At 53.7% G+C, this 13,490-nt stretch carries 13 protein-coding genes; 8 read left to right on the top strand and 5 right to left on the bottom strand.

Annotation, left to right across the window (positions count from 1 at the left end):
• Positions 1-39: 39 nt before the first annotated feature.
• From ACP5D4_RS08045 to ACP5D4_RS08025, 5 genes are all read left to right on the top strand, one after another.
• Positions 40-252: a hypothetical protein gene (locus ACP5D4_RS08045; RefSeq protein WP_428011112.1), complete on the top strand. Its 213-nt coding sequence runs from the start codon at positions 40-42 to the stop codon at positions 250-252.
• A 242-nt stretch (positions 253-494) separates the two neighbouring features.
• Positions 495-1,574 carry a glycosyltransferase family 4 protein gene (locus tag ACP5D4_RS08040; RefSeq protein WP_428011111.1) on the top strand — a complete coding sequence of 360 codons (1,080 nt, stop codon included), beginning with the start codon at positions 495-497 and terminating at the stop codon, positions 1,572-1,574.
• A 349-nt stretch (positions 1,575-1,923) separates the two neighbouring features.
• Positions 1,924-4,131, top strand: a complete 2,208-nt coding sequence (locus ACP5D4_RS08035; protein ID WP_428011110.1) for an amylo-alpha-1,6-glucosidase — start codon at positions 1,924-1,926, stop codon at positions 4,129-4,131.
• A gap of 51 nt (positions 4,132-4,182) precedes the next feature.
• Positions 4,183-5,121: an alpha/beta fold hydrolase gene (locus ACP5D4_RS08030; protein ID WP_428011109.1), complete on the top strand. Its 939-nt coding sequence runs from the start codon at positions 4,183-4,185 to the stop codon at positions 5,119-5,121.
• A gap of 336 nt (positions 5,122-5,457) precedes the next feature.
• Complete coding sequence (locus ACP5D4_RS08025) at positions 5,458-5,676, top strand: DUF4327 family protein (RefSeq protein WP_026098007.1); 219 nt, start codon at positions 5,458-5,460, stop codon at positions 5,674-5,676.
• 296 nt (positions 5,677-5,972) lie between these two features.
• On the opposite strand, the gene tsaE is transcribed toward ACP5D4_RS08025, so the two are convergent.
• Entirely contained in the window at positions 5,973-6,443 is a 471-nt protein-coding gene (gene tsaE, locus ACP5D4_RS08020) for a tRNA (adenosine(37)-N6)-threonylcarbamoyltransferase complex ATPase subunit type 1 TsaE (protein ID WP_428011108.1), read from the bottom strand.
• A gap of 72 nt (positions 6,444-6,515) precedes the next feature.
• Here tsaE and ACP5D4_RS08015 point away from each other — a divergent pair, with 72 nt between their 5' ends.
• Both ACP5D4_RS08015 and rd read left to right on the top strand, forming a co-directional pair.
• Entirely contained in the window at positions 6,516-7,085 is a 570-nt protein-coding gene (locus ACP5D4_RS08015; RefSeq protein WP_428011107.1) for a peroxiredoxin, read from the top strand.
• Between the two features lie 95 nt (positions 7,086-7,180).
• Complete coding sequence (rd, locus tag ACP5D4_RS08010; RefSeq protein WP_428011122.1) at positions 7,181-7,342, top strand: rubredoxin; 162 nt, start codon at positions 7,181-7,183, stop codon at positions 7,340-7,342.
• A gap of 66 nt (positions 7,343-7,408) precedes the next feature.
• Here the strand turns inward: rd and ACP5D4_RS08005 are convergent, their stop codons facing one another.
• Positions 7,409-7,942 (bottom strand): cyclic nucleotide-binding domain-containing protein, encoded by a 534-nt coding sequence (locus ACP5D4_RS08005; protein WP_428011106.1) that lies wholly within the window; start codon positions 7,940-7,942, stop codon positions 7,409-7,411.
• A gap of 142 nt (positions 7,943-8,084) precedes the next feature.
• Entirely contained in the window at positions 8,085-9,149 is a 1,065-nt protein-coding gene (locus ACP5D4_RS08000; protein WP_428011105.1) for a YheT family hydrolase, read from the bottom strand.
• A 259-nt stretch (positions 9,150-9,408) separates the two neighbouring features.
• Here ACP5D4_RS08000 and ACP5D4_RS07995 point away from each other — a divergent pair, with 259 nt between their 5' ends.
• A complete protein-coding gene (locus ACP5D4_RS07995) occupies positions 9,409-11,043 on the top strand; it encodes a methyl-accepting chemotaxis protein (RefSeq protein WP_428011104.1) in 1,635 nt (544 codons plus the stop codon).
• Between the two features lie 61 nt (positions 11,044-11,104).
• Here ACP5D4_RS07995 and ACP5D4_RS07990 read toward each other — a convergent pair whose 3' ends face one another.
• Both ACP5D4_RS07990 and ccsB read right to left on the bottom strand, forming a co-directional pair.
• On the bottom strand, positions 11,105-12,046 hold the full coding sequence (locus ACP5D4_RS07990) for a LysR substrate-binding domain-containing protein (RefSeq protein WP_428011103.1): 942 nt from the start codon (positions 12,044-12,046) through the stop codon (positions 11,105-11,107).
• A 289-nt stretch (positions 12,047-12,335) separates the two neighbouring features.
• Positions 12,336-13,355, bottom strand: a complete 1,020-nt coding sequence (gene ccsB, locus ACP5D4_RS07985; RefSeq protein ID WP_428011102.1) for a c-type cytochrome biogenesis protein CcsB — start codon at positions 13,353-13,355, stop codon at positions 12,336-12,338.
• Between the last annotated feature and the right edge of the window lie 135 nt (positions 13,356-13,490).

The following is a 13,490-nucleotide window of genomic DNA, read 5'->3' as shown; positions in this document are numbered from 1 at the left end:
GCGCGGCGCGATCGATCGTCTCTGTTGTAGAGCGTTGCGATGGCCACAGCTTGCATTTTCTATCTTAAACGGTTGCATTCGATCGCGGAAAAGCTGCGATCGATCGACCCTCCCCGTTCGGTTAACCGCCCTCGACAGCTTGCCAGGGTATCGGTAACAATCTCGATCGTTGACGGAGTGTACCGCATTGTTTTTCCCAATTCGCGAACCGCTGTCGGTTTGATGGGAATGCCGCAACTCCCGATAGCCTAATTCATTCCAGGAGGCAGTCACGATGCCCTTAGGCGATTTCGGTTAGGTCAGCTTACACCAAACTTTTCCAATTCAACCCCTAGGCGAACCCTAGCCTTTGTGCGTTCCGGATTTCCCGCGAAATTCGTGAGGCTTCGCCTTGTCAAATTCATTGCCACATTCATCGTTGCCCAATTCAACGGCGATTGGATTTTGTCCTCGATCGTTTTGCGTTTCGATCGAATAAGGAGAGGAAAACAGCTATGCGTATCGCTCAAGTTGCACCGTTATGGGAGCGCGTTCCCCCTCCCGGTTACGGCGGAATCGAACTCATCGTGGGACATCTGACGGACGAACTCGTCCGACGGGGACACCAAGTCACCCTTTTTGCTTCGGGCGATTCCCAAACTCTGGCGCGTTTGGAAGCCGTTTGTCCGCAAGCGTTGCGTCTCGACCGGGAAACCCTCGAACCCGAGGCTTATGCCGTTTTGCAATACAAGCGCGTCTTAGACGCCGCTGGGGAGTTCGACCTGGTTCACTTCCACACCAGCTATCCAGCACTCCCTTACGCCGAGATGCTGAACATCCCGGTAGTGCATACCTTGCATAACGGTTTTACCCGAGAAAACCAACAGGTGTTCCAACATTACCGACATCAGCCGTTTATCAGTATCAGCGACGCACAACAGCAGCGCATTCGGGAACTGAACTACGTGCGAACCGTCCACAACGGCATCGATCCCGCCAGTTATCCCTTTGTTGAAGAACCCGCCGACGATCCTCCGTATTTGGCCTTTTTAGGGCGAATGTCTCCCCAAAAAGGACCGCACCACGCCATTGAAATCGCCAAACGCAGCGGTTGGACGCTGAAAATGGCGGGAAAGGTCGATCCGATCGATCGCGCCTATTTCGAGGCAGAAATCGCCCCCCAGATCGATAACCGACAAATTCAATACCACGGCGAACTGTGCCATCGCGATAAAGTGCGGTTGTTGGGATATGCTACGGCAACCCTATTTCCCATTACTTGGGAAGAGCCGTTCGGATTGGTCTCGATCGAGTCCATGTGTGCGGGAACCCCCGTTATCGCTTTCAACCGGGGTGCGGTTCCGGAAATCGTCGCCCACGGCGCAACTGGGTTTATTTGCCAAACCGTCGATGAAGCCGTCGATGCGGTGTCTCTCGTCGAGGATCTCGATCGCGAAAACTGTCGGGATTTCGTCGAACGCCATTTCAGCGTCTCCAGCATGGTGGAGAAATACGAAGCGGCGTATCAGAAAGTCCTGAACGAATTCTGGTCTCGCAACGGCCGTCCTGTCAGCGAACCGACGTTAGCCGCTTAGTGCGAGCTGTTTCAACGCTGTTTCAAAAGTCAGAAAACGTCAGAAAACGTCAGAAGGAGAAACGATATGGCTGTTAAAACTTGCCCCTGTTGCGGAAAATCGATGTTGCAGCACGTGCGATCGACCAAACTGGAATGGTTCTGTTCTTCCTGCACCTTCGCCATGCCGGCCAGCGGAGGATCTCGACTCTCGCCACCGGCCGCGGCAACCCCTGCCCGATAAGAGGATGAGGGGATGATGGGATGAGGGGATTGACAATTTACCATTTCTCCCCCTCTCCTCATCTCCCCCTCTCCTCAAGACCTCATCCCCTCAACAGGGTCACTGTTCACTGCTCACTGTAAGAGCGATGGCTTCAGAGGAGTTGTTAAGTCAGCAATACGTGCCGTCTTGGGAACAGGTTCGCTGGCCCGAAGCCGAAGGCGAACCTCGCCAACCGACGCGGGTTCTGAAAGACGACGATATTTTTCTCGTCACCGATCGCCTCGGAAATATTACCTCCCCGATGGCGGGGAAATTTGAAAAAAATCATTATACCACAACAGGATTATTTTGTCAAGACACCCGCTTTCTCAGTCGCGGAGAACTGCAAATTGAGGGGCGATCGCTGCTTCTGTTGGATAGCGAAGCTCTCTCAGGCGGAGAAATGACGGTGTCTTGTACCAATCCTAGTTTCGGGGAACGGATTCCCTTGGAAACGTTGGGGATTTTTCGCCATCTGGTGCTTCGCGGCGGATTGTTTGAAGAAATCGAGGTGACGAATTACAACAGGCATCCGGTTTCGGTGCAACTGAGTTTCAGTGTGGATGCGGATTTTCGGGATCTGTTCGAGGTGCGACAGTACCAGCAGCGATCGCATCGCGGTCAAGTATTGGTAGCTCATCCCGATATCAGCCGGATTCAGTTTGCCTACAAAGGCTTAGACGGGGAAGTGATGGAATCGGAAATCGAGTTCCAACATCGCCTCCCCGATGGCAAAGTCGGTAATACAGTCGTTTGGCAACTCACTCTCGATCCCCAGGTAACGCAAACCCTCGGCTATCGGGTGCGTCTGCTGCGAAATCGCCAGTTGAGTCCGACGGTGGCGATTCCGAACACCCTATCTGAGGCAAAAAAGGAAGCGCGAGAGGCTTGGAATGCTTGGCGCAGTCGCATAACTAAGCCAAAAACGGACAACCGGGAGGTCGATCGCACTCTCGCCAGCGCCCAACGAGATATTTACGTTTTGCGTCAGTCCTTTGGGGAAGAAACAGTCCTCGCGGCGGGGATTCCCTGGTTTTCGACGCTCTTCGGCCGGGATTCCATTATCGCCGCGTGGCAGTTGTTGATGTTCGATCCCCTCCTGGCGCGGGATACGCTCAGAATTTTAGCCCGCTATCAGGGACGGCGCGAGAGCGACTGGCACGACGAAGATCCCGGTAAAATCTTGCACGAACTACGTCTCGGGGAAATGGCGCGATGTGAGGAAATCCCCCATACGCCCTATTACGGAACCGTAGACGCGACGCCGCTGTGGTTGCTGCTGTTGGCGGAGTATTACGCTTGGACGGGGGATATAGAGACGCTGCGCCAACTGTGGGACTCTGCAGTGGCGGCGATGGATTGGATCGATGGGAAATCCAGCGAAACCGGCTATTTAACCTATTGGCGGCGCAGCGATCGCGGCATCGACAATCAAGGTTGGAAGGATTCGGGCAATTGTATGGTCGATCGCCACGGACAACTGGTTTCCGGACCGATCGCCCTGTGCGAAGTGCAAGCTTATGTTTACGCGGCGAAAATACGGTTGAGCGAGTTGGCCCGAAAATGCGATCGCCCCGATTTACAAGAGCGTTGGCGTAAGGACGCCGAAGACCTCAAACAGCGCTTTAACCGAGATTTTTGGCTCGAAGACGAGAATTATTGCGCCCTCGCCCTCGACGGCGACGGAAACCCCGTCGATAGCATCACCTCCAACCCGGGACACTGCTTGTTTGCGGGAATTCTCGAGGACGAGAAAGCCCAGGCGGTGGGACATCGTTTGATGGCGCCGGATTTGTTTAGCGGTTGGGGGATTCGCACCCTCAGCCACCAGTCCCCCGCCTACAATCCCATCGGCTACCATTTGGGATCGGTTTGGCCTCACGATAACGCCATCGTCACCTTGGGATTGCGTCGAATCGGCCATCTCGACAGTGCGTTAAAGGTGGCGCAGGCGATGTTCGATATGACGAAACATCAAACAGACGGACGGCCGCCAGAACTGTTTTGTGGGTTCGATCGCCACGATCGACGCCCTCCGGTGCCTTACCCCGTCGCCTGTTCCCCCCAAGCCTGGGCGACGGGAACGGTGTTTCAACTGTTGCAAATGACCCTCAACCCGGTTCCCGAGGCAGACTCTCAGCGGTTAACCTTGCGAAATCCCAGTTTGCTACCCTCTTTAAATCAACTGAAACTCTACGGCGTTAAACTGGGTTCGGCGACGGTGGATTTAGCGTTCGATCGTGTCGGAGAGTCCATCGTGGCGCGGGTGTTGAAACGAAACGGGGATCTGACCGTGGCCATCGAACTCCCCTGACGGCCTTCCAAAAAACTAAACTAAAGACACAGACGTTTCGTTTTCGCAGTGATGGTATCTGTTTCACCCGCCAGTTCTGCCCCTTCCGCCGAGGTCGATCGCTTTTGGCGTTGGCGCGGTTTCCGCATCTGTTACCGACAATCCGGCGAAACCGGCCCCGCTGTGGTGCTAGTTCACGGTTTCGGCGCCTCCATCGGCCATTGGCGCGATAACATTCCCGCTCTCGCCCGCTCCTGTCGCGTTTACGCCCTGGATTTACTGGGATTTGGCAAATCTCACAAACCCACTCCCGGTTTAGTCGTCGATTACACTTTTGAAACCTGGGGGGATTTGCTGGCGGATTTCTGTCGCGACATCGTGGGAGAAGCGGCGTTTCTCGTGGGAAATTCTATCGGCTGTATCGTCGTCATGCAAACGGCGACAACCCATCCGGAATGGGTGCGCGGCGTGGTGCAGTTAAACTGTTCGTTGCGTCTGCTTCACGACAAACGACCCGCTACGCAATCTTGGTTCAAACGCATGGGAGCGCCCCTATTGCAGAATTTGTTAGGGATTAAACCCGTCGGCGACTTTTTCTTTACGCAACTGGCGACGCCGAAAACGGTTCGTAATATCTTGCTACAAGCCTACAAACGCCAGGAACGGGTGACGGAGGAACTGATCGAACTCCTCATCGAACCGGCGAAAGACCCCCGCGCCAGCGATGTGTTCGTGGCGTTTACGCGTTATTCTCAAGGTCCGCTTCCGGAGGAGTTGCTCGAACGCTTGACTTGTCCGACGCTCGTGGTTTGGGGGGCTGAAGATCCTTGGGAACCGTTGGAACTGGCGCGAGATTTCGAGAACTATTCGGCGGTCGATCGATTCGTCGTCTTGGAGGGCGTCGGACACTGTCCCCAAGACGAAGCCCCCGAGGAAGTTAACGGGATTTTATCGGAGTGGATTCTCGATCTCGTGCCGCTTTCCGCCACGGATGAAAAATCATCCCTTTGATTGTGGAGGGTGAAGTTTTGACGGGATTTTGGCTAACTTTCCCAGGAACGCGATCGCCAACCTTTGCGTCTTCTTTCGATAGATAGAGCCAGTGTTGAGAAAATCAGCATTTTCACTTTCTGTTGGATTAGTTTTTGTTATCGATCGAGCCGAATTATCGGCGCGAGTGCCTAAAATTTCGGCTTTTTTGCGACAGTGCTTGTCAAATTGGGTTGAATTCAGGTATAAATATAGTATTGGAAATTTGTCGGCGCTTTTTGTCGAAGCAAGAACTCATCAAGCGCCGCGATAGCAACCCCATAAAGTCAAGAGGATTTGAACAATTCAAGAGGTCGTATGAACCATCAGGTAATTCATCCTATGGTGAAAATGCAGCGTCAAGTACGCTCGCTCGTCGATTCTAAGGTCGTTCAACCTAGCGATCGCATTTGGAAAGTCGCCTTCCTGTTTGGCGACGAGTGGCCCCGTCTCAAGCAAGAACTGCTTGAATTCGAGTTCTCCATGCAAGATCCCCTCAGCGAGCTGTTAGCCGTTGAAGTCTGGGAAGACGAGTAATCTAAACCCTATTCTCGTTTTTGTCGATTTTTCGGTGCAATTTCCTCAGTACGCCCTTTAAATACCCGCTGTACTGGGGAAATTCGTCGCGTTTAGGCTAGGTCGATCGGGGTCTGGCTTAAGTTGCATTGCAACCGGATTAGAAGTTTTTTGCAATGGGTTATCTCGAGACTCGGTGCGATCGCCCTAGATTCCCAGTCTGATGGCAGGTTCACCTTTCCCAACTTGCAGAACCCGCCAGATCCCCGGCATCTCCAAGATGCCGGGGATCTACAGCCTTAACGTTATATTTTCAATCAAACCCCTTCAAAACAAGCTTTTATATCGTCAGAAACAGTTCCGACCGCCGAAACCTCCACCTGAAGCGCCGTATCCTCGTGTTGCAAGCGAATGCGAACGTAGGCTTTCGGTAAATAACTCAACCGTTCAGACCATTCGATCGCGGTAATTCCTGGTCGAACTTCCGTCCCTTCCCAATAAACTTCCGGTTGCAACTCTTCAATCTCATCAGGATGCAACCGATATAAATCGAAATGATACAACGGCACGCGACCTTCAAGATATTCATTAATCAGCGTAAACGTGGGACTGACAATCGCCTCAGCAATCCCCAACCCTTCGCCGATTCCCTGAACCAGCGTCGTTTTACCGCTACCTAAATCCCCCTCAAGAAGTAACGTCGTCAGCGGCGGCAGATATTTTCCCAATTGAACCCCGAAACGGCGCGTCGCGTCGGCGTCGGGAAAAGACAGAACTGCAAGGGTCATCGCGGAAAATGTAAATTTATGTAAACTAATAAAAAGCAATCGAACCGATCGTTCAGATATCGAACAAAACCGATGGTATCTCGTCGCAAACTTTTACAACTGATTTTGCAACTCACCTGGGCGAGTTGTCTCGCCATTGTCGCCGCCTGGGGTGGAATGGCGCAACCGGCTTTCGCGATGGGGGGAACGCTACCACCGTTGAACGAACCGGCGCCAGAGTTTACCTTACCCACGAATACCGGAGAGGGAGAGGTGTCGCTATCCGACTATCGAGGTAAGTGGGTGGTGGTGTACTTCTACCCTGCCGATTTTACCCCCGGTTGCACCTTGGAGGCACGACGATTTCAACAAGACTTACCCGAGTATATCGATCGAAACGCGCAAATTCTCGGCATTAGTGCCGACGACGTGAAGTCTCACGAAGATTTCTGCGACTCAGAAGGCTTGCGGTTTCCCTTGCTCTCCGACCTAGACGGCAGCGTTAGCAAGGCTTACGGCTCTTGGATTTATTCACGATCGGTTCGTCACAGCTTCATCGTCGATCCCGAAGGGATTTTGCGCGATCGATTCGTCAAAGTCAATCCCTCCATCCACAGCCAGGAAGTCTTAACCCGATTAGAGGCGTTGCAAGCCACCTCGTAAACCCTAAAACCTTTCTAAAATTTGTCAAATTCACCGAAATCCCGCGCTACGGATGAAATCGTAGCTTTGAAAACTGCCGTCTGGCAATGCCAACCATGCAAAAATACGTCTGCACAGTCTGCGGTTACGTCTACGAACCCGAAAAAGGCGACCCCGACAGCGGTATCGAACCGGGTACGGCATTCGACGATATTCCCGACGATTGGGTATGTCCAGTTTGTGGCGCCACTAAAGAGGACTTCGAGCCGCAAAGTTAACAGGCTCCTCCCTACAAGCCCTTGACCCGGAGGAGGAGAGCCATCGACGGCGATGGAACCGTCTCCTCAACGGGCTTGTTGTACCAACCATTGAAACTTCGCCCGCACTAAATCCAAATCCTGCGGGTGGAGGGTCAGGGGTTCGGTGTCAGACAGTTCCGGAGAGTCTAACGTGGTTCCGTAACCGAGTCGGCGCACCGTGGCCCGCATTCGATCGCACAAACACAGAGACAGTCCGCGATAAAAGCGAGAGGCGAATCCTGCATCTTGATTTAACTTCGATACGATGCGAAATCGAGGAATTTCGAGAATTTCTGAGGGTTCGACTGCGTTCACCGTGGCAATGGGCAAGCGATTATCGATAAACGAAATTTCTCCAATGACCTCTCCGGCTGCAATGCGAGCCAGTTCTCGTTCGGCGTCGGGGGGATGCAGAACGACGCTGAACTCTCCTTGCAACACGAAATACAGGGCGCTAATTTGCTGGCCTTCGTAAATTAAAGTCCCTCCCGCGTCGAGGGTGCGTTTGCGACCTTGGCGAGCCAGCCAATCGATATCTTCGTTGTTGAGTTCGCCTAGGATTAAAAATGCTTTTTTCATTGTTTTTGTTGTCGCGTGTTGTTGTCGCCTGTCAAACTCAAATCTGATTTCGATCGAAGTTCCATCGCGTCAGGTCAGTTTGACCCGGAAAGTTTGACGATTTAAACGGCGATCGCACCCCTGTTATCTCTTATTGTTATCGTTACTGTAACGATCGCGCTGTCCAATCGAGAACCCGATTCCACGCCCACCAACAATCTTCGTCTCTCGCCTGACGGCGAGCGCCCTCACTGGCCAGATAACCGACATGGCCGCCCCGTTGGGTCAGTAGTAGATCGATGGCTGGATTCATGGCGCAAGCACTTTGAAGATCGGGGAGAATTGTCGGCGCGAAAAGGGGATCGTCAGCGGCGTAGAGAATCAGCGTCGGATGTTGGAGTTCTTCAAGCCAGGGGAGAGGACTGCTGGCGGCGTAATAGTCTTCGACCGACTCGAAGCCTAACGGCGAAATAACGAATTCTCGATCGAATCCCCAGATCGTATTGGCCCGATCGATGGCTTCGGGATCGATCGTCCCCGGATGAGCCTCTTTTAACTGGTGTAGCAGCTTTTTCAAGGCTCGGACGATCGACTGTTCTAAATAGCGTCCGATGGGGTGAGCCGTTAAATAAGACAGCGATCGCGTCGAATCCAAACTCGGACAAATCGTCGCCGCACCGCCGAGTCCCTGCAACACCGCCTCAGCGTTGGCTAAATCCGCCAACCGTTCCGGTTCCCGTTCCGCAATGCGAACCCCCCACAGCGCCAGTTGACCGCCCAGAGAATAGCCGGAAAACCAAATCGGCGCCGGACATCCCAATTGCAGCGCCGCCGCCGCAATTCTCAGGAAGTCTTCTCCTTCATACAGACCGTCTGAGGTGAGCGCTGGAGACAGTAACCCCGTGCGTCCGTGGGCCCGCCAGTCAAACGTCACCACCGCGTAACCGCGATGGTACGCTTTGCGCTTCAACAGTTCCAGATACCATTGATTGTCTAGGGTTCCTACAATGCCGTAAGTAGCAACGAACGTCCCTTTTGGATTGTCCGGACAGGCGACGCGGCCGTAAATGGGCGTTCCTCCCGCTCCCACAAACTCCATTTCCCGCTCTGGCGGGGCGTCGTAGCCTATCGTTTTTTCCCAAGTGTGGCGCGATCGCAAGGCGATGTACGCCGTCATGGCCACGCCGTTACTGAGCCAGAACGGAGGTTTGTATCTCGGAAAATCCATCTTGATAATTGATAATTGATAATTGATAATTTACAGGAAAAATTTTCCTATACCATATTTATAGTTAAATGTCAAGAATCGGGATGCGATCGATACTCGAATCTCTGTCCCTCAAGGACTTCCCTCTCGTGCTTTTCTCAGGTACCTCTTAGGTGTGAGAGATTCGAGAAAATCCAACCCGCGAACAAAGTCCGTAGGAACGAGTCGTGCAGACAAAAAAACCTCTCAAGCCCATACTCGCCATTTTCAAAGATACCTGGTGACGGCCTCGGCCGTCGGAATTTTCATCGTCAGCGCGATCGTGGCGGCGGTGGCGGTGTTTCCCCTGTCGCGACAGATAAAAGCCGAAGTCCGCAAAGAACTGCAATTCGCCGCCACAACGCGCATCTTTACGGTGGAAGAATTTCTCTCGCGACTCGAAAGCATCGCCATGCAGATTACCAGTCGCACTCGCGCTCGTCAAATCCTCGAAACTTACAATCGCGGCGAGATCGAGAGAGGGGAATTTGCCGCTACCAGTCAGGGGATTTTAACAGATGCGTTAAACCAATTTGAAGACGTTCTGGGAATTACCCGCCTCGACCGACAAGGAAATCTAGCCGTCAGCGTCGGACGGGAGATTCCGCGATCGCTGTGGGTGGTTCCCTCCGCCAACGCTCGAACCGCAGAATTTCGCGATCCCGTTACCCTGTCGGGTCAGTCCTATCTTGTCGTAGGGGCGCCGATTCTCGACGGGAACGGACAACGCGTCGGAACGGACGTCGTGCTGTTCGACTTGTCGCGCTTGAAAAATATCCTGCGCGATCGAACGGGATTGGGCGAAACGGGAACGACAGCATTGGGAACTCAGCGCAACGGTCAGATCGAGTTGTTTTTGTCCCAATACGACGACACCCAAGAGAGGGTACTGAGACAGGGAATCGAACGCGCCCTCACTCAAGGCGACAGCGGGACGCACTTGGTTTCCGACTCGGAGAAGCCGCAAATCGTCGCTTACGTCCCCATCGAACAGATAGATTGGGGTCTCGCCGTAGCCATGAATCGCCGGGAACTCTACAGCGCGATCGATCGAGATTTGAGAGTCCTCGGTTGGACGATCGTCGGCGTGACCCTACTGGGAACGGGGATAACGGTGTTGTTGTTGCGTCCGTTCGCACGTCGATCGATCCAACAGGCGACAGAATTAGAACAGCAAATCAAGGAACGCAACGATTTGTTAGCCCAGAAAAACCAGGCGTTGCAGGAAGAACAGCGCAAACAGGCGCTCGTGCGGGAAGCATTACAACAAATCGAAGGATTGAAATCTTCCGCCGACCGAGTCTCGCAGCAGTCCCAAGCCGCCGGACACCGCGTGCAACAGTCGTTAGTCTTGGTGAAATCCGGAGCCTCGTCAGTGGGGCGAGCCTTTGACGGAACCCAGCAGGTGCGAGAGCAAGTGCGGGAAATCGTCGATCGAATCCGTCAGTTAAGCGACAGTATCGATCGCATTAACACCATCGCCCAGCTTGTGGGAGATTTCGCCGCCCAAACCAATATGTTGGCCTTGAACGCCGCCGTGGAAGCGGTGCGAGCCGGAGAAACCGGGAAAGGATTCGGCGTCGTGGCCGGAGAAATTCGCAAACTGGCCGACCAAAGCCAGCAGTCAGCGGAGAAAATTCGCACGTTGATTACAGAGGTTCAAAACGACATCAACCGCACCACCAACGTGACCGAAGAAGGCAACGAAACCGCCGATTCTGGGGTGCAGATGGCGCGAAATACCTCCGAGCTTTTCGAGGACATCCAAGGGGCGATCGACGAAGTGTCCACTAGCACGCAAGAGATCGTTCGGGCGAACCGAGAGCAGGCGTTGGCGCTCGAAGCCTTAGTCGAAACAGTGCGATCGATCGCCTAATTCTAGAAGCGTCGGCGTTCCGGTCAGGCGATCGAAACCGTTTCAATGGAGAAACAACCCCTTAAGTTAACTGCACGGCGTGTTTTTTCTCCAACTTCTCGAAAATCGGGATCTGCTGGCTTTCCAAAAGCAGATGGTCTAAAAACGACCGTGCGATGACAGAAAGCTGCTTTCCGTGGAGATGAATCGCGTACCAGCGACAGGCGATCGGGAATCGATCGACCTCCAACACCGTCAAATCTCCCACCGTCAACTCCGGCAGCAAACAGTGCGCCGACAGAACCGAAATCCCCAAACCTCCGGCCACAGACTGTTTGATAGCTTCGTTGCTGCCCAATTCCAACCGCACGTTTACCGAAATCTTCTCACGATCGAGTAACTGTTGCACCGCTCGCCGCGTTCCCGAACCCGGTTCCCGCATGATGAAGGTTTCCCCCTGCAAAGCTGAAATCGGCACTCGCTTGCGTCGGGTGAGGGGATGGTTGGGAGGCGCCACCACCACCAAGGGATTGTCGAGAAACGGCTGCGCCACCAAATCGACATCTTCGGGCGGTTGACTGAGAATGTACAGGTCGTCTTGGTTGTCCAACATCCGACGCACCAGTTTTTGATGGTTCGTGACTTGTAGGGAAATATCCACATCAGGATACTGCTGACAGAACGAGCCTAAAATGCGCGGAACGAAGTATTTGGCCGTCGTGACCACTGCTAGGCGCAGTTGTCCCCGTTTTTTGCCCTGCAAGTCCGCCACCGTCATCTCGAAATTCGCCAGTTTCGAGAAAATGTCTTGACAAGTGGTGAGGAGTTCCTGTCCTGCCTCCGTGAGGTATAGTTGTTTGCCGATTTGCTCGAACAGAGGGAGTCCGATGGACTTGGTGAGTTGTTTGATTTGAGTTGAAACCGTGGGTTGCGTAATGGACAGTTCTTCGGCGGCGCGGGTAAAACTGCCGTGACGGGCGACGGTTTCAAAGACGTGCAATTGGTGGAGAGTAGCTTGAATCATCCTTCTTTTCGCGACAGTTACGCTACGGTCTCGCGATCGCACCTTCGGCTCGGAGTTTCCGGTGCGAGAGAGTTTGACGCAGCCAACAAGACTCGATCGAAAGTTCGATCCTAACCTATCTATAGATTTTTATCAATTGTTTTTAATTTAGTCATCGAATAAAAACAATATATACCCACAGCTCTCGAAAGTACAGAACCCCCGGCATATCTGCGATACCGAGGGTTGAAAGCGGGGGATTCACCCCCAAGAGAGTCGAGGGTCTAGACCGACCGTCTCGATCGATTCTCTAGAAAAACCAACCGTAGGAGTGCAACCCTTTCCCGAGGAGGTTAACGCCCAGGTAGCACACCCAAACCACCACAAAGCCAGCCGAAGCCAGCATGGCGGGGCGACGCCCCTGCCAACCGCGAGTAATGCGGGCGTGGAGATAGGCCGCGAACACCAACCAGGTAATAAACGCCCAAGTTTCCTTCGGGTCCCAACTCCAATAGGTTCCCCAAGCTTCGTTGGCCCAAACCGCCCCGGCGATAATGCCGATGGTGAGGAGGGGAAAGCCCAAACCGATAATGCGGTAGCTGACGTTATCGAGGGTATCGGCCAAACTCAACCGTTGCGGTGAGAGAACGGCAGTTTTCGGCGTCGTGGCGACGCGATCGAGCGTGGCTACACCACCCCCTTGGCTGTCGGACTGAAAGGCGTTGACCGTAGCTTCAGACTGAGGTGCCTTCGCTTGAGGTTGCCAGATTTGACGCTTGGGATCGCGAAACGCTCCAGTTCCGACCGAACTTCCCCGCAATTCCACGTCCTGGCCGCGCGTCACCACCAAAAAGGCGATGGCCAACAGCGATCCCACCATCAACGTGGCGTAGCTAATCATCATGACGCTAACGTGCATCATCAACCAGTTCGATTTCAGCGCCGGGACTAACGGTGCCGACACCTGCATCGTTTCCGGCAGCGTCAAGGCCGCAAACGCCGTAATGCTCATGGCGACCGGGGCGGTGACGACTCCCACCAAACGGCTGCGACTGGTGTACTCTGCCACCAGATGGATGGCCGTTAGCCCCCAAGTCAAGAAAAATAAAGATTCGTACAGGTTGCTGATGGGAAAGTAACCCGCTTCGAGCCATCGCGCTCCCAGTAGCGTGGCGATGCAGAGGTTGGCGACGGCCATTCCTGTCGTCCCCAAAACGTTCAGGTATGGAAGGCGCGGGAAGGCAGCGCCTACCCAGTAGACCAACATGGTGGCAAACAGAACAGCGAACGAAATATTGTCCAGTCCGTTCTGGAGCGATACCAGATCCATTGAAATCTTCTCCCTTAGTTATCGATCTCGAAATTTGGCGTGTTATGAGTTCAGTGCGTTCGAGGCGCGAAACGCCGATCGTACTGTCTCGATCCTAGCGAGTCGCGGGACAAAGCGGAAATCCTGTAGCGAAAC

Source organism: Baaleninema sp., assembly GCF_049974805.1.
In the GTDB taxonomy this organism is placed as follows: Bacteria; Cyanobacteriota; Cyanobacteriia; order Cyanobacteriales; family Geitlerinemataceae; genus Baaleninema.
This window is presented reverse-complemented; position numbering and strand designations above follow the sequence as displayed.